The following is a 23,322-nucleotide window of genomic DNA, read 5'->3' as shown; positions in this document are numbered from 1 at the left end:
ACCAAGCTGCACTCGTCAACACGCATAGAGACCAGGAGCCAGGGACATGAATGCCACCCGTTTTGACCAGCTGATCGACCGCCGCGCCACTTCCAGCGAAAAATGGGAGAAATATGCCGACAGCGAAATTCTGCCGATGTGGGTGGCCGATACCGATTTCATGGCGCCTCAACCGGTGATCGAGGCCCTGCATCAGCGCATCGACCATGGCGTTTTCGGCTATACCTGCACGCCGCAGGAGCTGAACCAACTGGTGATTGAGCGCATGCAGTCGCGGTATGACTGGCAAATAGAAGCCAACGACCTGGTGTGGCTGCCGGGACTGGTCTGCGGTCTCAATCTGGCCTGCAGAGCCGTCGGCGAGAGCGGCTCGGCGGTGATCACGCCAGCCCCCGTCTACCCGCCCTTCATGTCTGCGCCTCGCCTTTCGGAGCGCACCCTGATCAAGGTACCCCTCAAGCGCGGCGAGGACTGCCGGACACTGATTGACCTGGAAGCGCTTGAAGCGGCCATTACGCCCGAGGCGAAATTGCTGCTGTTCTGCAATCCGCACAACCCGGGAGGCACGCTTTATCGTCGCGAGGAACTGAGCGCTCTGGCCGAGATCATCATTCGCCACGACCTGATCATCTGTTCAGACGAGATCCACTGTGACCTGATTCTGGAGCCGGGGCTCACCCACACGCCAATCGCCTCGCTGGGCGAGGAGATCGCCGCGCGCACCATCACTCTGATGGCACCGAGCAAAACATACAACATCGCCGGTCTGGGCTGCTCCTTCGCGGTGATTCAGAACCCGGAACTGCGCCAGCGTTTCCAGCGCGTACGCAAGGGCATCGTGCCTGACGTCAACCTGCTCGGCTATACCGCCACACTGGCGGCCTACCGCGACGGTGACGAGTGGAACCGCGCCCAGCTCAACTATTTGCGCGCCAATCGCGATTATCTTGTAGAAGCGATCAACGCCATCCCCGGCCTGAAACTGGACCCGATCGAAGCCACCTACCTGGCCTGGATCGACGTGTCTGCCGCCAGTCTGGAAAACCCGCCCCATTTCTTCGAACAGGCCGGGGTCGGCATGTCACCGGGGCGCGACTTCGGTGACGACCGTTTCATGCGCCTGAATTTCGGCTGCCCCAGAGCGCTGCTGGAACAAGCGGTGGACCGGATTCGACGCGCGCTGTTGAACGAGCTGCCGGCCTGAGTGAAATACGGGCCCCTCAGGCCCGTTCGTGCATAAAGGACACAACCTGTTCGAGACTGTCTACACCCAGCGCCAGCATTACCAGACGGTCCACCCCCAACGCCACGCCCGCGCATTCGGGTATCCCTGCCTCCAGTGCCTGCACGAGACGTTGTTCCAGCGGTCGCTGGGGCAACCCCAGTGCAGCGCGCTGCAGCTGATCGGCGTTCAGCCGACGCGCCTGCTCGGCGGCATCGGTCAGCTCGTGGTAACCATTGGCCAGTTCCACGCCGTCAACAAACAGCTCGAAGCGGGCCGCAACCTGCCGCCCCTGTGCATCCTTCCGCACCTGCGCCAGCGCGGCCATCGACGCCGGATAGCTGTGGATAAACACCGCGCCTTTCAGGCGTGGCTCAAGTACATGGGACATCAACAGGTTGAGCCAGGTGTCGCGATCATCGTCGTCGAAGGGCGCGTCCAGATGCTCACGGCAGCGTTGCTGCAACTGTTCCAGAGTGGCCCGGTGCGGATCCAGCCCCAGTTCCTGTTCGAACAGGTCAGCATAGCTCAGGTAACGCACCTGCAGTTCGGGGACCACTTCCCTGATCAATGCCTCAACCTCGGCCATCAACTGACGGTCGTCGAAGCCGAGTCGATACCATTCAAGCATGGTGAACTCGGGGTTATGCCGACGACCCGATTCGCCGTTACGAAACACCTTGGCCATCTGGTAAATGTCGCCACTACCGGCGGCCAGCAGACGTTTCATGGCATATTCAGGCGAAGTCTGCAGATAAAGACGCTCATCTTCGACACCCGGCTGGAACCCGAAGCTGACCTCAAGGCTGTCGATAAAGGGGTCACTGACGGCACACTTTGACAGCACGGGGGTTTCAACTTCCAGCACCTCTCGCTGGGCAAAAAAGCGACGGATCTGCGCCAGCACCTTGCCACGGGCACGCAGGTTTTCAATCGGGGCACTCGGGCGCCAGCCTGTCTCTTGCATGGAAATCTTGCTCACAAAACAAGAAAGGCAGCCGAAGCTGCCATTCTGATGGATCACCGAGCGAGGATTAGTTCGCGCGGCTAACGTATTCGCCGGTACGGGTATCGATGCGCAGTACTTCACCCTGCTCGATGAACAGCGGAACACGCACCACGGCACCAGTGCTCAGGGTTGCCGGCTTGGAGCCACCCTGGGCAGTGTCGCCTTTCAGACCCGGGTCGGTTTCCACGACTTCCAGTTCAACGAAGTTCGGCGGCGTTACGCTGATCGGGTTGTTGTTCCACAGGGTCACAACAATCTTGTCCTGCTCTTTCAGCCACTTGGCAGCATCGCCCACGGCATTCTGATCAGCGGCAACCTGCTCGAAAGTTTTCGGATCCATGAAGTGCCACATTTCGCCGTCGTTATACAGGTACTCCATATCCGTATCCATAACGTCCGCGCTTTCAGCGCTTTCGTTGGACTTGAAGGTACGCTCCCAGATACGACCGGTCAGCAGGTTGCGCAGACGCACACGGGTGAATGCCTGACCTTTGCCCGGCTTGACGAATTCAACATCGACCATGCTGCACGGGTCGCCGTCGATCATCACTTTCATGCCGTTCTTGAACTGGTTGCTGGAATAGTTAGCCATAAATAGAAAGTTCCGCGATCTGAAATTTCGAAGGCAGGCAACCGTCCAGCGGACAGGCGGCCCGTAAATTGACAGCCATTCTACTGCAAAGGAGAATGCAGGCAAATCCATCCGCACAACCCCTGAGCGACACACCCCGATGAACCTGCTACACCCCGTTGATGCCGACTGGCAGCACGAACTGCGCCACGCAATTACCGATCCGGCTCAACTTCTGGCTGAACTGGAGTTACCTGCTGATCTGCTGATCGGTGCACAGGAAGCAGGCCGGCTGTTTGCGCTTAAGGTACCTCGCCCCTACCTTAACCGTATTCGCAAGGGTGACCCGAATGACCCCCTGCTGCGCCAGATCCTGCCGCTGGGGCAGGAGCTTCTTGAGGTACCGGGTTTCGTCAACGATCCTCTTGCCGAGGCCGCCGCCAACAAGTCCCGGGGTCTGATCCATAAATATACCGATCGGGTGCTGTTGATCCTGTCTGGCGCCTGCGCCATCAACTGCCGCTACTGTTTCCGCCGCCACTTCCCGTATGGCGATAATCAGCTGGGTGGTGATCAGTGGCAGGCCGCGCTGGAGTATATTCGCAACCACGAGCAGGTCAGCGAAGTCATCTTCTCCGGCGGCGACCCTCTGGCTACGCCGGATCGCCGTCTGGCCAGGATGATCAGCGATCTTGAGGCTATTCCTCACCTCAAGCGACTGCGCATTCATTCTCGACTGCCGCTGGTGATTCCGCAGCGCGTCACGCCTGAGCTGGTCAACAGGCTCGCCGACAGCCGGCTGTCATCAACGCTGGTATTACATATCAACCATCCACAGGAAGTGGACCAGCAGGTACGTGACAGCCTGAAACCTTTACGCCAGGCCGGGGTCACTCTATTGAATCAGGCAGTGTTGCTCAGGGGCATTAACGACAGCGTCCCTGTACAAAAAACACTCAGCGAGAATCTGTTCAGTGAAGGTATCCTGCCCTATTATCTATTTGTGCTGGATGCGGTGGCGGGCGCTGCACACTTCGATATCAGCGATGAAGAAGCGCGCCTGTTGGTCGGAGAGTTGCAAACGGTGTTACCAGGCTATCTGGTGCCTCGTTTGGCGCGGGAGATTCCCGGACGCCCCTCCAAAACCCTGTTGCTGCCCATCGTACCAGTGGACGGTGCCCAGATCTGAACCCGTTGTAAGCCAGCATTCAGTTTGCTGACGTCACCCTAGCGCCCTACCCTGGCCCCGGCCGGGCAATGTCAGAATTAAGGGATTTGGATACCCATGTTGAATCAAGGTAAGAGCAATCGTCGTTTTTCACCCCTTCGCCTTGGCGGTCTGTTGGGCATCAGTATCTTGCTGGCCGCCTGCGCCCAGAAGCCGGCTGCGCCCCCCGTTGCCCAAAAAGCCCCCAAGCCGGCTCTCAAACCCGTTCTTCTTATCAACGACCACCATACCCGTGGCAGCAGCGATGCCAGCATCAGTTTCACCAACGGCACCGATCAGACGCTTCAGTACGTCATGTTCAAGACCACCGCTTTTACCCGTGAAGGCAAGCCGGTACATTCCAAGAAGAGTGGCCGCCGAGATGCCTGGCTTCGGGTGGCTGGCCCCTTTGCGCCCGGTGAGCGCATCGGAGATAAAGTCTGGCAGAAAGTGTGGCAACATCCCAATTTGGGCTGCTTCAGGATCGAAGGGGCTGAGCTGATCTTTGCCGATCAGAGCGTGGAGTACCACAGCACCGACCGCCTCGCGATGCTGAACCAGAGCGCCATGCAGAATGCCGCCTGTGGCGGCAAGGGCGTGCGCACGGCGGCTCAGTAAAGCTTACTTATCCTTGCGTGGCGGGGTCAGGGGAAAGGCCGCAATATTGCCCTTGGCCTCGCTGATACGAGCAACCCCTTCGTTCTTGACTTCATCAATGCGGATAATCGCCTGCATGGGTACATAGCAGGTGTTCACATCGGCAAACTCCTGCTTGAGCTTTTCCTCGCCCGGATCAACCAGCAGTTCCGAACGATTGCCAAACACGAAGTCCTCCAGCTGGATGAAGCCCCACATATCACTTTGATAGACATGGCGCACATAGACTTCGTACACCTTGTCCTGATTGACGAAATTGACTCGATAAAGACGTTCTTCGCTGGCCATTAAACGCAACTCTCCCGATAAACTCTCTGAGCCAATATGGGGTCTTGAGAGAGGAAAACAAGGCTGGATATTTTTTAACCAGTTTATGGCCTCAGGGCTTGGCCTTGGGTATAATTTTGCCCCTCTTCGAGACCCGCTCTCTTTTATTTCCACAGGCTTTACAGGTGATTCATGGCGAAAAAGCTGTTTATCAAGACACATGGCTGTCAGATGAACGAGTACGACTCTTCCCGCATGGCGGATCTGCTGGGCGAAAGTCACGCGCTGGAGTTGACGGACAATCCGGAAGAAGCGGACGTCCTTCTGCTGAACACCTGCTCGATCCGTGAGAAGGCACAGGAGAAGGTGTTTCATCAGCTGGGTCGATGGCGCAAGCTGAAAGAACAGAAACCGGACCTGATGATCGGGGTTGGCGGCTGCGTGGCCTCACAGGAAGGAGAAGCGATTCGTGATCGTGCGCCCTACGTGGACATGATCTTCGGCCCTCAGACCCTGCACCGCCTGCCGGAAATGATCACCGAAAGCCGCAACGGCGGTGTGGGCATCGTGGATGTCAGCTTCCCCGAAATCGAGAAGTTCGATCACCTGCCCGCGCCCAAGGTCGAGGGTGCCGAGGCATTCGTATCGGTGATGGAAGGCTGCAGCAAATACTGCACTTTCTGCGTGGTGCCCTATACCCGCGGAGAGGAGGTCAGCCGTCCACTGGATGACGTTCTGGCAGAGTGTGTCGAGCTGGCCGAACAGGGTGTGCGTGAAGTCAACCTGCTGGGCCAGAACGTGAATGCCTACCGTGGTGCCACCCATGACGGTGACACTGCCGATCTGGCCGAACTGATCCGCTGCGTGGCCGCGATCGACGGCATCGACCGTATCCGCTTCACCACCTCTCACCCGGTGGAGTTCAGTGACAGCCTGATCGACGTCTACGCCGAGGTGCCCGAGCTGGTCAGCCATCTGCACCTGCCGGTTCAGAGCGGTTCCGACCGCATCCTGATGGCGATGAAACGCGGACATACCGTGCTGGAGTACAAATCCAAGCTGCGCCGTATCAAGAAGCTGCGCCCGGATATCAGTTTCTCCTCGGACTTCATCATCGGCTTCCCCAATGAAACCGAAGCGGATTTCGAGGCGACCATGAACCTGATTGCCGAAGTCGGCTTTGATGCCTCGTTCAGTTTCATCTACAGCCGCCGTCCGGGCACTCCGGCGGCCGATCTGCCGGACAACGTTGACGAAGAAACCAAGAAGCAGCGCCTGAAGATTCTGCAGGATCGTATTACCGCTCAGGCGTTCCAGATCAGTCGCCGCATGGTGGGCAGCACCCAGCGCATTCTGGTCAACGGCTACTCCAAGAAGGACCCGGGCCAGCTGTCCGGTCGCACCGAGAACAACCGTGTCGTCAACTTCCGCTGCGACAATCCGGACCTGATCGGCCACTTCGCCGACGTGCGAATTGCTGAAGCCTACGCCAACTCATTGCTCGGTGAACTGGTCAGTTCCGAGCTTGACGCCTGACTCTAGGAGCGCGACTTGACCCCCAACCACTCCACTACTCTGATCCTGGAGCCGAACAACCCGGCCGCACTGCTGAACCTGTGCGGCCAGTTTGATGCTCACCTTAAACTGCTGGAGGAACGCACCGGTGTCGAGATCCGCAACCGAGGCAACCGCTTCCAGCTGGTCGGTGGTGAGACCGCAACCCGTGCCATGAGCCGCCTGTTGGAGCAGCTTTATCAACAGGCGCTGGCCGGTGACGATCTGAACCCGGAAGGCATCCACCTGCAGTTGCAGGACAGCGGAATCGAACAGCCCCCCAGGGCAAGCGACAAGGCGCAGAGCGCCGAAGAGAAGCGCTATGCGATCCGTACCCGCAAGGTGTTGATCAAACCACGTCCAGGCAAGCAGCAAGACTATGTTCAGCAGATCCGCACCCACGACATCAACTTCGGCATCGGCCCGGCCGGCACCGGCAAGACTTACCTGGCCGTAGCCTGCGCCGTGGAAGCACTGGAGCGTGAGGAGGTCAGTCGTATTCTGCTGGTCCGCCCGGCGGTTGAGGCCGGCGAGAAGCTCGGCTTTCTGCCCGGCGACCTGAGCCAGAAGGTAGACCCTTACCTGCGCCCGCTCTACGATGCCCTGTACGAGATGCTCGGTTTTGAAAAGGTGGCCAAGCTGATCGAGCGCAACGTGATCGAAGTCGCTCCCCTGGCCTACATGCGTGGCCGAACCCTGAACGGCTCCTTCGTGATTCTGGACGAAAGCCAGAACACCACCCGTGAACAGATGAAGATGTTCCTGACCCGTATCGGTTTCGGTTCCACGGCCGTAATCACCGGTGACAAGACTCAGATCGACCTGCCCAAGGGGGTCAAATCCGGTCTGTTGCATGCCATGGAAGTGCTTGATGGCGTCAAGGAGATCGGTTTCACCTATTTCGGTTCCAAAGACGTGGTGCGCCACCCGCTGGTACAGCACATTGTCGAAGCCTATGAGCGCCACGAAGCCGCTCAGCAAGAGGAAGACGCGCGATGAGTATTGCCGTTGATGTCCAGTTCGCGATCGAAGCTCCCAACCTGCCGACTGAAGCGGATTTTACCCTGTGGGTCGAAACCGTACTCAAGGAGCGCAAGGTAGACGGCGAAGTCTGCATCCGCATCGTCGATCAGGAAGAGAGCCAGGCACTGAATGCCGAGTACCGTGGCAAGGACAAGCCGACCAACGTGCTGTCCTTTCCGTTCGAGGTACCACCGGGTGTTCCCGTCACCCTGCTGGGCGATCTGGTGATCTGCGCAGATGTAGTCGCTCAGGAAGCCGAAGAGCAAGAGAAACCCCTGTTGCATCACTGGGCTCATATGGTTGTACACGGGACCTTGCATCTGCTCGGATTCGATCATATAAATGACGACGAAGCCGAAGAGATGGAAGCGCTGGAGCGCGACCTTCTGGCCCGGCTGGATATAGCCGATCCCTATCAGGCTGACGTCTGATCCGGTCCAGCGACCGGACACAGCGTTTAGCCCAGACTCCTTTCAGAGGACCCCTATGAGCGAAGACCGATCGGGCGCAACGTCAAAGAGCTGGCTGGAAAAACTGACTCAGGCCTTCTCCGACGAACCCCGCAGTCTTGAGGATGTGCGTGAGATTCTGTTGCAAGCCAACGAATCCGGCATTCTCGACAACGACGCCCACAGCATCATCGAGGGCGCCATGCAGGTCACCGAAATGCAGGTGCGGGATGTTATGATCCCGCGCTCGCAGATGACCATGGTTCAGGTGAACCAGACACCACGGGAATTCCTGCCGGTGATTATTTCCAGCGCCCACTCCCGCTTCCCCGTTTGTGGCGAAAATCCGGACGAGGTGCTGGGCATCATGCTGGCCAAGGACCTGCTGCCCTACATGCTTGAGGGCACTCTGGACCAGTTCGACATTCGGCAGTGCCTACGCAAGGCCACCTTCATCCCCGAGAGCAAGCGCCTTAACGTGCTGCTCAACGAGTTCCGTGGCACTCGCAACCATATGGCAATCGTGGTCGATGAGTATGGCGGTATCGCTGGCCTCATCACCATTGAGGACGTGCTGGAACAGATCGTTGGCGAGATCGAGGACGAACACGACGCCGAGGACGACGATGGCAACATTCGCCCCTTCGACGACAATGGTTTCCTGGTCAAGGCACTGACGCCGATCGAGGACTTCAATGCCTACTTCGATGTCGGTTTCTCCGACGATGAGTTCGACACCATCGGCGGCATCGTCACTCAACACTTCGGACACCTGCCAGCCAAGGATGAGCAGATCGATATCGACGGTTTCAGTTTCAAGGTACTGGCCGCCGATAACCGCCGCCTCCGCCTGCTGCAGGTGACACGCCGCTGACGTGACCACCACGACCAGACACTCGAACTGGTTAACCGCTCTGCTGGCACTGGCCGGTGGAGCGGGCATTACCCTGTCACTGGCTCCTTTCGACCTTCTGCCATTCGCCCTGCTGGGCCCAGCCCTGCTCTACTGGCTGCAACGCCACCAGAAAGGCCGTCCTGCCTTCCTGACAGGCTGGGCCTTCGGCATCGGTTTCTGGGGCGCAGGCGTGTCCTGGGTCTATGTCAGTATCCATACCTATGGCAACGCTTCAGCCGCACTGGCCGGTCTGCTCACGGGACTGTTTGTGGTTGCCCTTGGGCTGCTCTTTGCTGTGCAAGGCTGGTGTTTCAGCAAGCTGGCACAGCCGGCTCGACAACGCTGGCTGGTGTTCTCGCTGGTGTGGGTCGGATTCGAGTGGCTGCGCAGCTGGCTGCTGACCGGTTTTCCCTGGCTGCTGCTCGGCTACGCCTGGCTGGATACACCGATGCAGTCCTGGGCCCCTGTCGGCGGCGTCTGGCTGCTGTCACTGCTGTCCGTATTGCTGGCAACCGGACTGGTCCGCCTGCTGGTCGACCGTAAGCCCCTGGCTCTGATACCTGGCGCATTGATGGCGGCCATTGCCTTTGCTTTACCCTTGAACTGGACTGAACCTCAGGACAACAAGCCGCTGGATGTAGCGCTGATCCAGCCCAACATCCCTCAGCTGGCCAAGTGGCAACCCGACAACCTGCAGCGTATTCTGCAACACCAGATCAGTTTGAGCCTGCCGATGGCCGACGCTGACCTGATCGTCTGGCCGGAAACGGCGATCCCTGCCACCTTTGACCGCGCCGCCCCGGTTTTGACACCTTTCCTGAATCGTCTGGATGCTCAAGGGACCGCTCTCATCAGCGGCTTCCCTTTCGCCGAGGCGGACCCTGAAAGCCCACGCGGCCATCGTTTCCACAACAGCATCGGGGTGTTCAGTGGGGGACAGGATCTCTATCACAAGCAACGGCTGGTGCCCTTCGGTGAATATGTGCCTTTTGAAGCCCAGCTCCGTGGCCTGATCGCTTTCTTTGATCTGCCCATGTCCAGTTTCAGCCTGCCAACCCGAGATACCGATCCGCTGCAGCTGGGCGAGCTCAGTATCGCTCCGGCCGTGTGCTACGAGATCGCCTACCCCGGACTGGTCCGGTCACTGGCGAATGACAGTGGCATTCTGCTGACCGTTTCCAATGACACCTGGTTCGGCCGCTCCATTGCGCCGGATCAGCACCTTCAGCTGGCGCGCATGCGGGCACTGGAAAACGGCCGCTGGCTGATTCGCAGCACCAACAACGGCCTGACCGCCTTTGTGGCACCGGATGGCAGCATCGCGGCACTTGCTCCAGTGGATCAGGCCACTCAACTGCGTTATACATTGATCCCAATGAGTGGCCTTACGCCCTGGCAGCGTTTTGGTCTCTGGCCCGTAACCCTGCTGGGCCTGGTATTGGGCCTAGTGGCCTTCTGGCGACCAGGGCAGCGAAACGCGCTCAAACAGTACCGCCCCACAGTGTGAACAGGGCTGGATCCGCTCAGTCGCCTTTAACTGCTGTTTTTCACCGCATTGCAGACACCTCAGGGTACCCGGCGCACTGACTTCGCCAGCCAGATACTGATCTTCCGAATGCGCCAGCTGTTCGCGCAGCAGCTCATGCTGAACTCTCGTCTTGTCAGCCAGATCCATCAGGCTCTGTTTGATCTTCTGTTCAAGAAAATCAAGATCGAAATGCAGCCACGCAGCGATCCCCTCACCGGTTTCGTGGGCATAGTAGCCAAGCTGCTTGAGATCGCGACGAAGATAGGCTTTCAATAGCTCGATCTCGTCACGGGTCATCTCTTCCGCCGCCAGCTCGACTTCGGCCGCCTCTTCGATCTGTTCCTGCAGATATTCCCAGCTGACTTCACCGGCCTTGTCCAGTCGCTGACGCAACTGCTCAAGGATACGATCATAGGCAGCAGGGGCATTTTCGGAGTGTTTCGGGGTTGTGGGCTCTTGCTTGCTCATCGGCGACTCCTGGACTTCCTCGACCGCAAAATGCGGCCAGGGTTTGCTTCAGTATATAGCCGATTTCAAGTGACTGAAGGGGCACAGGTCAACACTGGCAGACCTGTGCCCTTGCGGGGAGGGTGATCAACGAACCAAAGTCGCATTCACTGCCGTGGTATCGCGTACCCACACTTCAACTCGACGGTTGCGCTCGCGGCCGGTGGCCGTAGCATTGGAAGCAACCGGGGCCAACGCCCCCAAGCCCTGCACGTCAGCCACGTTGATCCCCCTCGCCAACAACTGGTCGCGGACAATCTGGGCACGCTGCAGCGAAAGGCTGCGGTTGTGCTCAGGATCCCCGGTGCTGTCGGAGAAGCCGATCAAAAACACGCGCTGCCCCGGATTCTTCTCAAAGAATCGGATCACTCGCTCCAGATCTCTCTGCGCCTTGTTGTCCAGCTCGAAGGTGCCGCTATTGAAGCGGAAGTTCAGCGACAGGCGGCTGCCACCACGGGTCAGAGCCAGATATTCCTGCGGCAGTTCGTTACTCAGTACCGGCTGAATCCGCTGGATATTCTGGGAAATAAAGCCGCTCTTGCGGACAATGTCCTGCCCTTCTTCCGAGGTTACGAAACGCATGAACTGGTGCGCCGGGCTGTTCAGCGACAGAGTCATCGGCTCATACATGTAGAGACGTCGAGTCAGGGGGTAATCTTCAGTCGACACGGTAAAGGTCGTCGGAAAGACCGGCAGAGCCCCCTCTTCGTCCGCCACCGCCAAGGCCTTTGCCCTGAGCACGTAGGGCAAGCCGATAAAGCCGATAGCGCCCGGCTCCTGACTGACCCGGTCGGAGAGTTCCATGCTCGATTCGAAGCGACGGGCGGTGGCTGCCAGCTTTACGCCGTGCTTCTTCAGCACCATGCTCTTGAACGAGTCCCAGGTTCCGGAGTTTTCATCACGGCTGTATATTCTCACCGGCTCATCCGGCCCACCCAGTTGCTTCCAGTTAACAATCTCACCGGAAAACAGCCTCGCCAGCTGAGCCGTGCTCAGACTGCTGATAGGGTTACGCGGATGAACAATGATCGCCAACCCATCCATACCCACCACGTGCTCGGTGCGGACGCTGCTCAGGTCGCCATAGAGGGGTGCCAGACGGGTCTTTTCCTGATCCTTGATTCGGCGCGAAGCCATGGCCAGATCTGTCTCACGGTTTAACAGTCCTTTGAAACCCGTGCTGGAGCCATGTGCCTTGAGTTCGACCCGCTGCAAGGCTGACTTGCCCGGCAGCGAGAACAGGATATCCCGTTCAACCTCAACGGTTCCCTGATGTATTCGGATATCCTGTGCCCCCTGCTGTTGCCAGAACGCCTTCAACAGTTCAGGCGCCAGCGTTTCGCCAATGGTATTGGAACCATGTATCCGAAACAGGGTTTCCGTGGAGGCATGCGGTTTGATAGCCTGTGTTGGAGAGGTCTGCACTGCTGAGGCGACTGCCGGCGATGCTACATCAACATCAGCCTGCCGCCCCTTCAATCCTGCAGTACTGATAAGATCGGAGGCAATCTGGTTGCCGGTCAACTCGACCAGTGCCGCCACACCAACCAACAGAAACAGCACAATGAAAAGCCCGGTCAGAAAACCCGGCGCCTTACGACCACTTTCCACAGTATGCACTGGCCCACCAGGACGTGGCTTGGTAACCGGGGGAAGGGTCCGCACCTGACGGGTGATATCCAGAGTGCGCCTGTCGAGCAGCTCAGGCAAGATTTGCTGATAAGCCGGATTCAAGGCTTTCAGGTCCACCTGTTTGAGGACACGACGACGATATTCCAGATCCTCAATAAAGGCCGGCATATCAATCGTTTCTAATCCTTTCAGTTCGAGCTCCTGCTTCAGCTGCCACAACAGATCAAAAAACGTAGTATTCACTCTGACTCTTCCCTGGGATTCGAAGCAGGATGCGTCGATCCGCTGCCCTGCCAAATGCTGTTGCCTTCAGGCTACGTCATCCAGATGTCACCCTTGTGACATCTGCCGAACACCTCGTCACCCACTCTGTTGACAGCAGGCTGAATATTGTATGCTATGCGCCATTCATCCCATTTTCGGCTGCCGGTGATGCGCCCCCAGTACAGGTGATTCCTGCCGGCACCTCAGCTACCAACGAGTTGCAACCGACCACAATGAACGAACAATACAATCCCCAGGATATCGAACCCCAGGTACAGAAACATTGGGAAGCTCAGGACAGCTTCAAGGCTGACGAGAACGCCGCTGGCGAGCCCTTCTACTGCCTGTCCATGTTCCCCTACCCCAGCGGTCGACTGCACATGGGCCATGTTCGTAACTACACCATCGGTGATGTGGTCTCCCGCTACCAGCGCATGAAAGGCCGCAACGTACTGCAGCCCATGGGCTGGGACGCCTTTGGCCTGCCCGCTGAAAATGCGGCAATGAAGAACAATGTCCCGCCGGCCAAGTGGACCTACGAAAACATCGACTATATGCGTAACCAGCTCAAGCAGATGGGTTTTGGTTACGACTGGTCCCGCGAGCTGGCCACCTGCCATCCTGAGTACTACCGCTGGGAGCAGTGGTTCTTCACCCGCCTGATGGAAAAGGGCCTGGTCTACAAGAAAGAAGCCGAGGTGAACTGGGACCCGGTTGACCAGACTGTTCTGGCCAACGAGCAGGTCATTGACGGACGCGGCTGGCGTTCAGGTGCACTGGTCGAGCGCAAGAAGATTCCACAGTGGTTCCTCAAGATTACAGACTATGCGGATCAGCTACTGGACGATCTGGACAAACTGGATGGCTGGCCGGAGCAGGTCAAGACCATGCAGCGCAACTGGATCGGTCGCTCCGAAGGTGTAGAGCTGAACTTTCATGTTGACGATTTCGGTGAGCTGGAAGTGTTCACCACTCGCCCGGACACCCTGATGGGCGTGACCTATGTTGCCGTCGCGGCACAGCATCCGCTGGCACTGAAAGCGGCCGAGAATAATCCGGAACTGGCTGCCTTCATCGAGGAGTGCCGCCACACCAAGGTTGCCGAAGCCGATATGGCGACCATGGAGAAAAAGGGCATGGCGCTGGGTATTGAAGCGGTTCACCCTCTGACCGGAGAGAAAGTGCCCGTCTGGACTGCCAACTTCGTACTGATGGACTACGGTTCAGGTGCGGTGATGTCCGTTCCGGGCCATGACCAGCGCGACTGGGAGTTCGCCCGCAAGTACGGCCTGCCGATCAAGCAGGTGGTTGCGCCGCTGAACTCCGATGTGTCCGTAGACCTGGACAAAGAAGCCTTTACCGACAAGGGCGTGCTGGTCAACTCCGGCGACTTTGACGATCTCGAGTTTGAAGTCGCCTTCAAAGCGATCGCCAAGGAGCTGGAAAGCAAGGGCAAGGGCCGCACCACCATCAACTACCGTTTGCGTGATTGGGGTGTCTCCCGCCAGCGTTACTGGGGTGCGCCGATCCCGGTGATCAACTGTGCATGCTGTGGTGCCGTGCCGGTGCCTGAAGACCAGCTGCCCGTGTTGCTGCCTGAAGAGGTCGAGTTCGATGGTTCCGGCTCACCGATCAAGAAGATGCGTGAGTTCATCGACACCACTTGCCCGAAATGCGGCGGTGCTGCCGAGCGCGAAACCGACACTTTCGACACGTTCATGGAATCCAGCTGGTACTACGCCCGTTACGCCAGCATGAACCCGAACGCCATGCTTGATCCCAAGCAGGCCAATCACTGGCTGCCGGTGGATCAGTACATCGGGGGTATCGAACATGCCATCCTGCATCTGCTGTATTCACGCTTCTTCCACAAGCTGATGCGAGACGAAGGACTGGTCGACTCCGACGAGCCGTTCAAGCGCCTGCTGTGCCAGGGCATGGTACTGGCAGACAGCTACTACTATGAAGACGAAAAAGGCGGCCAGGTCTGGATCTCACCCGCTGAGGTCACCACCGAAAAGGACGACAAGGGCCGTGTTACGCGTGCTACCACTGCCGATGGTCGCGAACTGAACCACGACGGCATGTCCAAGATGTCCAAGTCGAAGAACAACGGCATCGACCCGCAGATCATGATCGACCGCTACGGTGCCGACACCGTACGCCTGTTCATGATGTTTGCTGCCCCGCCGGAGCAATCGCTGGAATGGCTGGATTCCGGTGTGGAAGGTGCCCACCGTTTCCTGCGACGACTGTGGAAACAGGTTCATGATCACCTGCAGACGGGTACTGACTGTCCGGCGCTGGATGTGGACACACTCAACGACGAACAGCGCGACCTGCGCCGCAAGGTGCACGAGACCATCGCCAAGGTCAGCGACGACATGGATCGCCGTCAGACCTTCAACACGGCTATTGCCGCGGTGATGGAACTGTCCAACGCCATCGGCCGCTTTGTCGATGTAAGCGACCAGGGTCGAGCGGTGACCCGCGAGGCACTGGAAGCCGCCATCCGACTGCTGGCACCGATCGTGCCGCACATGACTCATGAACTCTGGCGCGAGCTGGGCCACAGCGATGACTTGCTGCACACGCCATGGCCGGAAGTGGATGAAGCCGCACTGACTCGCGCCAGTGTTGAACTGGTGGTGCAAGTCAACGGTAAGGTACGAGCCAAGATCACTGTCCCAGCCGATGCTGATGAGGACATCGTCTTGCATACGGCACTGGCCAACGAGAACGTCCAGAAGCACATGGAAGGCAAGACCATCCGCAAGAAGATCGTCGTACCCAACAAACTGCTCAACATCGTTGTCGGTTAAGGAGAAACCGCCATGCGCAAACACCTGACACTGCCGCTGTTTGCCCTCCTGATGAGCGTGATGCTCAGTGCTTGCGGGTTCAAGTTGCGGGGACTCTACGATGTACCCGAAGCACTGCGTCAGGTGGCGCTGGTGACTGCCAGCCAACCCAGCCAGATCGAACCCGAACTGCGCCGCGCACTGGAGATCAACGGTATCGACATCAGCACCTCAGCCCGTTACCAGCTCGAGGTGCTGCAGGAGCGTCATAACCGACGCACAGCCACTCTGACCGGTGATGCCGATGCTTCCGAGTATGAACTGCGCTCTGAAGTCAGCTTTCGCGTCATCGACCGTCAGCGTGACAACCTGGCGTTGATGCCGGAGCGTACAATTACGATTGAGCGCGTCTACAGCAACGAGGCCAGCAACATCACCGCCAGCGCTTCTCATGAGAACCTGATCCGCCACCAGATGCAGCAGGACATGGCGCAACAGATCGTGCGTCAGTACCTGAGCATCAAGCCCGGATCCTGAAGCCAAGCGCATGAAAACCAGGCCTGACCAGCTGGTCAATCAGCTAGAGCGACTCAAGGCACCGTTGCCGGTCTATATGGTGACCGGCGACGAGCCTCTGCAACACGCCGAAAGCTGTGACAATATTCGTCGATCTCTGCGCGCCGCCGAGTTTACCGAGCGCGAAGTGATGCACGTCGACGCCGGTTTTGCCTGGGAAAGCCTGCTCGAAAGCGCCAATGCACTCTCGCTGTTCGCCGAGCGCAAGATCATTGAACTGCGTCTGGGCAACCAGAAACTGGACAAGAAGGCCAGCGGTCTGTTGCAGCGCTATCTCGACAACCCGGCTCCCGACAATGCATTGCTGATCATGGCCGATCGGCTGGACGCCGGCGCCAAAAAAAGCGCCTGGTTCAAGCAAGTGGAGAAGACCGGACTGGTCGTCGAGATCTGGCCGATCGAAGCCGACCAGTTACCGGGCTGGCTGATGCAGCGCGCCCGCAGCCTTGGACTGGAACTGACCTCGGATGCCGTGCAGCTGCTGGGAAGCAGAATTGAAGGTAACCTGCTGGCGGCCCAGCAGGAAATGGACAAGCTCAGCCTGCTCTATCCCAACCAGAAGATTGATGTGGAGCAGGTCATCGAGGCCGTTGCCGACAGCTCACGTTTCGATATTTTCGCCCTCAGCGATGCCCTGCTGCAACATGACCCGGCCCGATGCCAGAAAATTCTGCTGGTATTGCGCCAGGAAGGCGTTGAAGCCACTCTGGTGCTCTGGGGGATCAGTCGCGAGATCCGCACATTGCTCAACGTGCAGCGCGGGCTTGCCAATGGATTGGCCTATGACAGCCTGTGCCAGCGTGAAAAGATCTGGGGCAAACGCAAGGCTCTGGTGCGCAAGGCAAGTCAGAAACTTTCCGCACATCAATTGGAAGGCCTGCTGATACTTTGCCACGATATCGACCAGGCGATCAAAGGACAGCTCAAGGCAGATCCCTGGCTTCTGTTGTCCACCCTGACACTGGAACTCTCGGGCTGTCATCTGAACCAGCCCAATCCGATTCACTGAAGGATTTACTCTCCATGAATCGCACGCCTGGACTTATCCGCTTGCTGCTCTTGCCCCTCACCGGCCTGATACTGAGCGGCTGTAGTGACCCCTCTCCGCAGCAGTTGAAAAAAGGGGATGAGCTCTACAGCTATTACTGCCGCAACTGTCACGAAGTTAAAGGACTGGGGCCTTTTCTGGAGCAGCTGCCACTGACAGCATCGTCACTTAAACAGCACGAAGTGGTACTGATGATCAAGCATGGTTATCCACAGGGCCATGAGGCCATGCCCGTGTTTACACAATTAAGTCATGAACAGGCCGACGCCGTGGCACGCTTCATCCTGCAGCAGCGCTATCGCCGCCCGATTCAGCCCAACTGAGCGCGGATCTCTTCGAGCAGCAACGCTTCCTTGCCCTCGCGCAGCAGCGCCCCGACTTCATCGGCGGGCAGCGGAATGATGCTGACCAGTGCTCTTGAGGGGATTTCCAGATCGGCAAAGGGGGTGTTTTGCAACTGATCGCACAACAGAATCAGCGGGGTTATCTGATGTTGTAACTGGGCCACGTTGACTCGCTGAGCCGGCTCACTGCGGATCAGCAGACTACGGCCATCGGAGGTCACTCCGATCAATTCATCCACACGCCCCAAATGTGTGGCTTGAGGTGTAAGACGCGTAAGGATCAGCACATGTTGCATCAGCCCGGGCTTCCTGGTTGCAGCTTGGTCGATCACTATAGCACGGCCCCGGCAAAGTCCAGCTGTCGCCAGGCTTCGTACACCACGATGGCACAGGCATTGGACAGATTCAGGCTGCGACTGTCTGGCAGCATCGGCAGGCGAAGCCCCTCAAACCGCTCCCGCACTTCGGCCGGCAGGCCACGGGTTTCAGGCCCAAACAGCAACATGTCGCCTGCTGCAAACTCGACCCGGCTGTAACACCGGGAAGCCTTGGTAGTCAGTGCCCAGACCCGCTTCGGTTTCAGCTTGTCCAGACAGCTGTCCAGATCCGCATGCACCTGCACCCGCGCCCATTCGTGGTAATCCAGACCCGCACGACGCAGGCGTTTGTCATCCAGTTCAAATGCCAGCGGCTCAATCAGATGCAGTCGAAAACCTGTATTGGCACACAGGCGGATGATATTACCGGTATTGGGCGGTATTTCGGGCTGATAGAGCACCAGATCCAGCATAGGGAGCCTCCTTTGATCGGCCCGCTATTATACCGGCTGAATATCAGTCGTCACCCTCGTCATCCCCGAGGTCATGGTCGTCCAGGTGCAGTTCCTTGATCTTGCGCGTAAGCGTGTTACGCCCCCAGCCCAATAACCGAGCCGCATCTCGGCGGCGCCCCGCGGTCGCCTTTAGCGCCGTCATGATCATCACCCGCTCAAATGCCGGAACGGCTTCCTGCAGTATGCCCTCGGCACCATAGCTCAGCTGCTGCTCTGCCCAAACACGCAGACCTTCCTGCCAGCTGCCGGACACGATGGGGACTTCCTGTTGCTGCGACAAGAGCTCGGGCGGCAGATCTGAAACCAGTACTTCGCGACCCGACGCCATTACCGTGATCCAGCGACAGGTATTCTCCAGCTGACGCACGTTACCCGGCCAGGGCAAATCGCACATGAACGCAGCCGTTTCCGGTTTGAGTACCTTGGGCTCTACTGCCAGTTCCTCCGCCGAGCTGGCCAGAAAATGCCGCGCCAGTCGCGGAATATCCTCGCGCCGCTCGGCCAGACGCGGAATATGAATCCGAATCACGTTGAGGCGATGGAAAAGGTCCTCTCGAAAGCGACCTTCCTTGACCAGCTGCTCCAGGTTCTGATGTGTGGCCGCGATAATGCGCACATCGACCCGAACCGGGGTGTGGCCGCCAACCCGATAGAACTCACCATCAGCCAGTACACGCAAGAGACGGGTCTGAGTATCGGCAGGCATGTCACCGATCTCGTCCAGAAACAGGGTCCCACCGTCTGCCTGTTCAAAGCGGCCTCGGCGGCTGGCGGCTGCACCGGTAAAGGCACCTTTCTCATGTCCGAACAGCTCAGACTCGATCAGATCCTTGGGAATTGCAGCCATATTCAATGGAATGAAGGGCTTGCTGGCCCGTGGACTGTGTCGATGCAGAGCGTGGGCAACCAGCTCCTTACCTGTGCCTGATTCACCATTGATCAGTACGGTGATGTTTGAATGGGCAAGACGACCAATGGCACGGAACACTTCCTGCATGGCCGGAGCTTCACCGATAATCTCGGTGGCACGTTCGGGCAGTATTTCTTCAGTCTGCGCCGCACGCTGCTCACGGGCATGAGCGACCGCTCGCTGTACCAGAGCCAGCGCTTCATCCACATCGAATGGTTTGGGCAGATATTCAAAGGCACCGCCCTGATAGGACGCAACCGCACTGTCCAGATCCGAGTGAGCTGTCATGATGATCACCGGCAATTCGGGATGATCGTCGTGCAGGTGTTCCAGCAACTTGAGCCCGTCCATACCCGGCATACGCACATCACTGAGCACGGCATCAGGGACTTTTTGATCCAGCCGCTCCAGCATTGCTGCAGCGGAATCGAAGGTTTCGGTCGTCAGGCCGGCCGAGGACAGCGCCTTGTCCAACACCCAGCGGATGGAACGATCATCGTCCACGATCCAGACATTAGCGGCTTGCGTCATGGCTTAGCTCCAGAGGTATAAACAGGTTGAAACGGGTACAGCCAGGTTCCGAGGTGAACTCGATCAACCCCTTGTGCTGATTCATGATGGACTGGGCGATTGAAAGCCCCAACCCCGATCCCTGGGCGCGACTGCTGACCATCGGATAGAACAATGTATCGGCCAGCTCGGCAGGGATACCGGGACCGTTGTCGATGATCTCCAGTGCACACACCAGCCGATGGCGTTCGGCACCCAGCGTAATCTGCCGCAGCGCACGGGTTCTCAGCGTAATGACCGGTTCCGGTGTTTGCGCCTCTTCCAGCGCCTGCATGGCGTTACGGATAATATTCAGTACTGCCTGAATCAGTTGACCGCGTGCGCCCTGAAACTCAGGAATGCTGGGATCGTAATCACGCACGATTTTGATTCTTCCACCGACCTCCGCCGTTACCAGACTGCACACATGCTCCAGGATCGCATGAATGTTGACGACCTCGATCACCGGCAGCTTGTGCGGACCCAGCAACCGATCAACCAGATGCCGCAAACGATCGGCCTCGTCGATGATGATGCGGGTATACTCATGCAATTCTTCGCGGTCGAGCTCCCGGTCCAGCAACTGGGCAGCGCCGCGAATCCCCCCGAGGGGATTCTTGATTTCATGCGCCAATCCGCGCACCAGTACCCGAGCACTGGCATGGCGGGTCAGCAACTCTTCTTCACGTTCGATTCGGATCAGACGATCACGCGCCTGGATCTCCAGCAGAATACCGGCTTCCGGTATCGGATTAACGCTGTAATCAACCGTCAGTTCCTGACCAGTCTGAGTGACCAGCCGCGCCTCACGCTTGCTGTAAGGGTGACCACTGGCCAGCGACTGACGCAGCACGGCCAGCTCATCTTCGCTGGATGAAAGCCATTCCTCGATGGGGCGATTCTTCAACCGACGTGCTGTCGCTTCCAGCAACATCTCGGCGGCCGGATTCATGTACTGGATACACAGTTGATCATCCAGCACGAGAACCGCCCCGGTCAGGTTATCCAGTATTTGTTTGTGCGACTGTGAATGTGGCATAAGCTCTCGTCGTGCTGATCTGTTATTTTATTAAGCAAGAAAAGCGCCAATTCCGTTTTAAGTTCAGGCCGCCAAAACGCGGTAATGTTCTGGCCTTACAGCAAAATGCCCCAACGCCCAATGCACCATAATAGTGCAAATAATCTTCATGCACTTCTTTGCACCAGAAAGGCGCACCCACATCATTGACCGATGAACGTCGGAAATAAAAAAGGCTTCCCGGGGGAAGCCTTTTCTAGATATGCGCTACTCGTGATTAAACAGAGTAGTACAGGTCGAATTCAACCGGGTGAGTGGTCATGTTGACCTTGGCCACTTCCTCACGCTTCAGCTTGATGTAAGCGTCCAGCATGTCGTCGGTGAATACGCCACCGCGGGTCAGGAACTCGCGATCCTGTTCCAGAGCATCCAGTGCTTCGGTCAGAGAGCTGACAACAGTCGGGATCTCTTTGGCTTCTTCAGCCGGCAGGTCGTACAGATCCTTGTCAGCCGGGTCGCCCGGGTGGATCTTGTTCTGGATACCGTCCAGACCGGCCATCAGCAGCGCTGCGAAGCACAGGTACGGGTTGGCAGCCGGATCCGGGAAGCGCGCTTCAACACGACGTGCTTTCGGGCTGGTGGTGTACGGAATACGCAGAGAAGCAGAACGGTTACGGGCAGAGTAAGCCAGCATAACAGGCGCTTCGAAGCCCGGTACCAGACGCTTGTAAGAGTTGGTAGACGGGTTGCAGATAGCGTTCAGCGCCTTGGCGTGCTTAACGATACCACCGATGTAGTACAGAGCGGTTTCGCTCAGACCGCCGTAGCCGTCACCCGCGAAGATGTTGGCACCGTCCTTGGACATGGACAGGTGAACGTGCATGCCGGAACCGTTATCACCGACCAGCGGCTTGGGCATGAAGGTCGCAGTCTTGCCGTATGCGTGCGCAACGTTGTGTACGCAGTACTTCAGGATCTGAACTTCGTCAGCCTTGGCTACCAGGGTGTTACCGCGAACGCCGATTTCACACTGACCAGCAGTCGCCACTTCGTGGTGGTGTACTTCGATAGTCAGGCCCATGGACTCCATGGCATCACACATGGCTGCACGCAGGTCGTGCAGGGAGTCGATCGGCGGAACCGGGAAGTAACCGCCTTTTACGCGCGGACGGTGACCGGTGTTACCACCTTCGATCTTGTGGTTGGACGCCCAGGCAGCTTCTTCAGACTGAATGCTGTAGCCGCAGCCGCTGATGTCGGCGTGCCACTCAACACCATCAAATACGAAGAATTCAGGTTCCGGGCCCAACATGGCGGAATCAGCGATACCGGTAGACTTCAGGTACTCTTCGGCGCGCTTGGCAACGGAGCGCGGGTCACGCTCGTAGCCCTGGCCAGTGGCCGGCTCAATGATGTCGCAGCGTACGATAACGGTTGCATCTTCAGCGAAGGGATCCAGTACGGAAGCGCTGTCGTCCGGGCGCAGGATCATGTCGGATTCCTGAATGCCTTTCCAGCCAGCGATGGAGGAACCGTCGAACATTTTGCCTTCTTCAAAGAAGTCATCACCCATGTCAGAGACCGGGATGGTGACGTGCTGTTCCTTGCCTTTGAAGTCGGTAAAGCGCATATCAATCCACTTTGCGCCACTTTCTTTGATCAGATTCAGAGTCTTCTCTGACATTTGGCTATCCCCACTCGTTATCAGTTTGCCTGGGCAAAACATCTTTACATTAGGATCCGGAAACCGGTTGCCAGAACATAAAGCAAAGGTCGTGCCAGCTTCTAGAACAAGCTAAGTGCTTGATTTATTGAATGCACGGATTTGGCGCAATAACTTTATGCACCAAAAAAGAGCACGCGCGACCTTAAGTGCACCGTACCAGTGCAAACTATCCGCAGTCAGCGTACGCATCACGGCATCTGGTGCCTATAATAGTGCAAAGCAAAACCGAATGCTGCACACCACCGTGCTTTAAATCATTCCTCGGTCAGAGTACCCTTCAGGTGTTACTCCTGATGAAAGACCGCTATTGGACACCATGCTCAGACTTTCCAGACTGTTGTGCTGCACCCTCTTCATGGCCAACTTGTCGTCGCAGGCACTGGCTACCACAACACCCGGATATGGCAAGCGTTTCCCGGCCAAGTGGCTTGAGCGCAGCGGCGAAATCCTGCTCGATACCATCTGCTATAACTACCCGGCCGACAGCTACATGTATCGCCTTTGCCGTGAAGAAGCCGTACATACGCTGAATGCACGCTGCCAACGCTATGAGGCTGTTGCGCAACACTCACCGGACAGCAACCACTACCTCGAACTGGCCGATAAGTATTGTGTCGCGGCCCGACTTTATCGCCCATTTCCCGAACAAGCGCCTTTGGACAACAATAACGGTCAGTAAATGATCGATTGTTACACATCCCTTCCGTATAATGTCGCGCTTTAACACATCACC

The 23,322-nt window shown here is 57.8% G+C and carries 23 protein-coding genes; 13 read left to right on the top strand and 10 right to left on the bottom strand.

What is annotated here, in order from left to right:
• Positions 1-46: 46 nt before the first annotated feature.
• Positions 47-1,204 carry a MalY/PatB family protein gene (locus LN244_RS02240; protein ID WP_239041242.1) on the top strand — a complete coding sequence of 386 codons (1,158 nt, stop codon included), beginning with the start codon at positions 47-49 and terminating at the stop codon, positions 1,202-1,204.
• Between the two features lie 16 nt (positions 1,205-1,220).
• Here the strand turns inward: LN244_RS02240 and epmA are convergent, their stop codons facing one another.
• Together epmA and efp are read right to left on the bottom strand one after the other, a co-directional pair.
• Positions 1,221-2,189, bottom strand: a complete 969-nt coding sequence (epmA, locus tag LN244_RS02235; RefSeq protein WP_239041241.1) for an EF-P lysine aminoacylase EpmA — start codon at positions 2,187-2,189, stop codon at positions 1,221-1,223.
• A 67-nt stretch (positions 2,190-2,256) separates the two neighbouring features.
• The gene (efp, locus tag LN244_RS02230; protein ID WP_239041240.1) at positions 2,257-2,823 is read right to left on the bottom strand and encodes an elongation factor P; all 567 of its coding nucleotides are present in this window, start codon (positions 2,821-2,823) and stop codon (positions 2,257-2,259) included.
• 139 nt (positions 2,824-2,962) lie between these two features.
• Between efp and epmB the strand changes: the two genes are divergently transcribed.
• Both epmB and LN244_RS02220 read left to right on the top strand, forming a co-directional pair.
• Positions 2,963-3,991, top strand: coding sequence for an EF-P beta-lysylation protein EpmB (epmB, locus tag LN244_RS02225; protein ID WP_239041239.1), 1,029 nt, complete (start codon positions 2,963-2,965; stop codon positions 3,989-3,991).
• Positions 3,992-4,087: 96 nt separating this feature from the next.
• Positions 4,088-4,627 (top strand): hypothetical protein, encoded by a 540-nt coding sequence (locus LN244_RS02220; protein WP_239041238.1) that lies wholly within the window; start codon positions 4,088-4,090, stop codon positions 4,625-4,627.
• A 3-nt stretch (positions 4,628-4,630) separates the two neighbouring features.
• On the opposite strand, the gene LN244_RS02215 is transcribed toward LN244_RS02220, so the two are convergent.
• The gene (locus LN244_RS02215) at positions 4,631-4,954 is read right to left on the bottom strand and encodes a DUF1820 family protein (protein ID WP_239041237.1); all 324 of its coding nucleotides are present in this window, start codon (positions 4,952-4,954) and stop codon (positions 4,631-4,633) included.
• 171 nt (positions 4,955-5,125) lie between these two features.
• Between LN244_RS02215 and miaB the strand changes: the two genes are divergently transcribed.
• From miaB to lnt, 5 genes are read left to right on the top strand one after another with little or no spacing between them, the layout of a single operon-like run.
• Positions 5,126-6,469, top strand: coding sequence for a tRNA (N6-isopentenyl adenosine(37)-C2)-methylthiotransferase MiaB (gene miaB, locus LN244_RS02210; RefSeq protein ID WP_239041236.1), 1,344 nt, complete (start codon positions 5,126-5,128; stop codon positions 6,467-6,469).
• A 15-nt stretch (positions 6,470-6,484) separates the two neighbouring features.
• Complete coding sequence (locus tag LN244_RS02205; RefSeq protein WP_239041235.1) at positions 6,485-7,486, top strand: PhoH family protein; 1,002 nt, start codon at positions 6,485-6,487, stop codon at positions 7,484-7,486.
• The gene (gene ybeY, locus LN244_RS02200; RefSeq protein WP_239041234.1) at positions 7,483-7,941 is read left to right on the top strand and encodes an rRNA maturation RNase YbeY; all 459 of its coding nucleotides are present in this window, start codon (positions 7,483-7,485) and stop codon (positions 7,939-7,941) included. Before LN244_RS02205 ends, ybeY begins: the two co-directional genes overlap by 4 nt.
• A 55-nt stretch (positions 7,942-7,996) precedes the next feature.
• Positions 7,997-8,833 carry an HlyC/CorC family transporter gene (locus LN244_RS02195; RefSeq protein ID WP_239041233.1) on the top strand — a complete coding sequence of 279 codons (837 nt, stop codon included), beginning with the start codon at positions 7,997-7,999 and terminating at the stop codon, positions 8,831-8,833.
• A gap of 1 nt (position 8,834) precedes the next feature.
• Positions 8,835-10,361 carry an apolipoprotein N-acyltransferase gene (gene lnt / locus LN244_RS02190; RefSeq protein WP_239041232.1) on the top strand — a complete coding sequence of 509 codons (1,527 nt, stop codon included), beginning with the start codon at positions 8,835-8,837 and terminating at the stop codon, positions 10,359-10,361.
• Here lnt and LN244_RS02185 read toward each other — a convergent pair.
• Together LN244_RS02185 and LN244_RS02180 are read right to left on the bottom strand one after the other, a co-directional pair.
• Positions 10,299-10,850: a zinc ribbon-containing protein gene (locus LN244_RS02185; RefSeq protein WP_239041231.1), complete on the bottom strand. Its 552-nt coding sequence runs from the start codon at positions 10,848-10,850 to the stop codon at positions 10,299-10,301. The two genes, lnt and LN244_RS02185, sit on opposite strands and share 63 nt — an antisense overlap.
• Positions 10,851-10,976: 126 nt before the next feature.
• Positions 10,977-12,764, bottom strand: coding sequence for a substrate-binding domain-containing protein (locus LN244_RS02180; protein ID WP_239041230.1), 1,788 nt, complete (start codon positions 12,762-12,764; stop codon positions 10,977-10,979).
• A gap of 254 nt (positions 12,765-13,018) precedes the next feature.
• Between LN244_RS02180 and leuS the strand changes: the two genes are divergently transcribed.
• Genes leuS through LN244_RS02160 form a run of 4 tightly spaced genes read left to right on the top strand, consistent with a single transcriptional unit; the run spans position 13,019 to position 17,533 of the window.
• On the top strand, positions 13,019-15,607 hold the full coding sequence (gene leuS / locus LN244_RS02175; RefSeq protein ID WP_239041229.1) for a leucine--tRNA ligase: 2,589 nt from the start codon (positions 13,019-13,021) through the stop codon (positions 15,605-15,607).
• 12 nt (positions 15,608-15,619) lie between these two features.
• Positions 15,620-16,123, top strand: a complete 504-nt coding sequence (locus LN244_RS02170) for an LPS-assembly lipoprotein LptE (RefSeq protein ID WP_239041228.1) — start codon at positions 15,620-15,622, stop codon at positions 16,121-16,123.
• Positions 16,124-16,133: 10 nt separating this feature from the next.
• Complete coding sequence (gene holA / locus LN244_RS02165; protein WP_239041227.1) at positions 16,134-17,171, top strand: DNA polymerase III subunit delta; 1,038 nt, start codon at positions 16,134-16,136, stop codon at positions 17,169-17,171.
• 14 nt (positions 17,172-17,185) lie between these two features.
• Complete coding sequence (locus LN244_RS02160; protein WP_239041226.1) at positions 17,186-17,533, top strand: c-type cytochrome; 348 nt, start codon at positions 17,186-17,188, stop codon at positions 17,531-17,533.
• On the opposite strand, the gene LN244_RS02155 is transcribed toward LN244_RS02160, so the two are convergent.
• The 5 genes from LN244_RS02155 to glnA all read right to left on the bottom strand — a co-directional run bounded on the left by LN244_RS02155 (position 17,521) and on the right by glnA (position 22,547).
• The gene (locus tag LN244_RS02155) at positions 17,521-17,850 is read right to left on the bottom strand and encodes a hypothetical protein (protein WP_239041225.1); all 330 of its coding nucleotides are present in this window, start codon (positions 17,848-17,850) and stop codon (positions 17,521-17,523) included. The two genes, LN244_RS02160 and LN244_RS02155, sit on opposite strands and share 13 nt — an antisense overlap.
• A gap of 35 nt (positions 17,851-17,885) precedes the next feature.
• Positions 17,886-18,344 carry a tRNA (uridine(34)/cytosine(34)/5-carboxymethylaminomethyluridine(34)-2'-O)-methyltransferase TrmL gene (trmL, locus tag LN244_RS02150; RefSeq protein ID WP_239041224.1) on the bottom strand — a complete coding sequence of 153 codons (459 nt, stop codon included), beginning with the start codon at positions 18,342-18,344 and terminating at the stop codon, positions 17,886-17,888.
• A 43-nt stretch (positions 18,345-18,387) separates the two neighbouring features.
• Complete coding sequence (gene glnG, locus LN244_RS02145; RefSeq protein ID WP_239041223.1) at positions 18,388-19,827, bottom strand: nitrogen regulation protein NR(I); 1,440 nt, start codon at positions 19,825-19,827, stop codon at positions 18,388-18,390.
• Positions 19,811-20,884 carry a nitrogen regulation protein NR(II) gene (gene glnL, locus LN244_RS02140; protein WP_239041222.1) on the bottom strand — a complete coding sequence of 358 codons (1,074 nt, stop codon included), beginning with the start codon at positions 20,882-20,884 and terminating at the stop codon, positions 19,811-19,813. Before glnL ends, glnG begins: the two co-directional genes overlap by 17 nt.
• 256 nt (positions 20,885-21,140) lie before the next feature.
• The gene (glnA, locus tag LN244_RS02135; protein ID WP_239041221.1) at positions 21,141-22,547 is read right to left on the bottom strand and encodes a glutamate--ammonia ligase; all 1,407 of its coding nucleotides are present in this window, start codon (positions 22,545-22,547) and stop codon (positions 21,141-21,143) included.
• 397 nt (positions 22,548-22,944) lie between these two features.
• Between glnA and LN244_RS02130 the strand changes: the two genes are divergently transcribed.
• Complete coding sequence (locus LN244_RS02130; RefSeq protein WP_239041220.1) at positions 22,945-23,268, top strand: hypothetical protein; 324 nt, start codon at positions 22,945-22,947, stop codon at positions 23,266-23,268.
• Positions 23,269-23,322: the final 54 nt, after the last annotated feature.

Origin of the sequence: Marinobacterium sediminicola, from assembly GCF_022343685.1 — a bacterium.
Taxonomy (GTDB): Bacteria; Pseudomonadota; Gammaproteobacteria; order Pseudomonadales; family Balneatricaceae; genus Marinobacterium; species Marinobacterium sediminicola.
This window is presented reverse-complemented; position numbering and strand designations above follow the sequence as displayed.

Coding starts and splice junctions, on each gene's coding strand:
- LN244_RS02160 (WP_239041226.1), top strand. CDS start 17,186: ATGAATCGCACGCCTGGACTTATCCGCTTGCTGCTCTTGCCCCTCACC.
- glnG (WP_239041223.1), bottom strand. CDS start 19,827: ATGACGCAAGCCGCTAATGTCTGGATCGTGGACGATGATCGTTCCATC.
- LN244_RS02130 (WP_239041220.1), top strand. CDS start 22,945: ATGGCCAACTTGTCGTCGCAGGCACTGGCTACCACAACACCCGGATAT.
- LN244_RS02215 (WP_239041237.1), bottom strand. CDS start 4,954: ATGGCCAGCGAAGAACGTCTTTATCGAGTCAATTTCGTCAATCAGGAC.
- LN244_RS02220 (WP_239041238.1), top strand. CDS start 4,088: ATGTTGAATCAAGGTAAGAGCAATCGTCGTTTTTCACCCCTTCGCCTT.
- leuS (WP_239041229.1), top strand. CDS start 13,019: ATGAACGAACAATACAATCCCCAGGATATCGAACCCCAGGTACAGAAA.
- epmB (WP_239041239.1), top strand. CDS start 2,963: ATGAACCTGCTACACCCCGTTGATGCCGACTGGCAGCACGAACTGCGC.
- trmL (WP_239041224.1), bottom strand. CDS start 18,344: ATGCTGGATCTGGTGCTCTATCAGCCCGAAATACCGCCCAATACCGGT.
- miaB (WP_239041236.1), top strand. CDS start 5,126: ATGGCGAAAAAGCTGTTTATCAAGACACATGGCTGTCAGATGAACGAG.
- LN244_RS02240 (WP_239041242.1), top strand. CDS start 47: ATGAATGCCACCCGTTTTGACCAGCTGATCGACCGCCGCGCCACTTCC.
- LN244_RS02155 (WP_239041225.1), bottom strand. CDS start 17,850: ATGCAACATGTGCTGATCCTTACGCGTCTTACACCTCAAGCCACACAT.
- holA (WP_239041227.1), top strand. CDS start 16,134: ATGAAAACCAGGCCTGACCAGCTGGTCAATCAGCTAGAGCGACTCAAG.
- LN244_RS02185 (WP_239041231.1), bottom strand. CDS start 10,850: ATGAGCAAGCAAGAGCCCACAACCCCGAAACACTCCGAAAATGCCCCT.
- ybeY (WP_239041234.1), top strand. CDS start 7,483: ATGAGTATTGCCGTTGATGTCCAGTTCGCGATCGAAGCTCCCAACCTG.
- glnL (WP_239041222.1), bottom strand. CDS start 20,884: ATGCCACATTCACAGTCGCACAAACAAATACTGGATAACCTGACCGGG.
- LN244_RS02170 (WP_239041228.1), top strand. CDS start 15,620: ATGCGCAAACACCTGACACTGCCGCTGTTTGCCCTCCTGATGAGCGTG.
- efp (WP_239041240.1), bottom strand. CDS start 2,823: ATGGCTAACTATTCCAGCAACCAGTTCAAGAACGGCATGAAAGTGATG.
- LN244_RS02195 (WP_239041233.1), top strand. CDS start 7,997: ATGAGCGAAGACCGATCGGGCGCAACGTCAAAGAGCTGGCTGGAAAAA.
- glnA (WP_239041221.1), bottom strand. CDS start 22,547: ATGTCAGAGAAGACTCTGAATCTGATCAAAGAAAGTGGCGCAAAGTGG.
- epmA (WP_239041241.1), bottom strand. CDS start 2,189: ATGCAAGAGACAGGCTGGCGCCCGAGTGCCCCGATTGAAAACCTGCGT.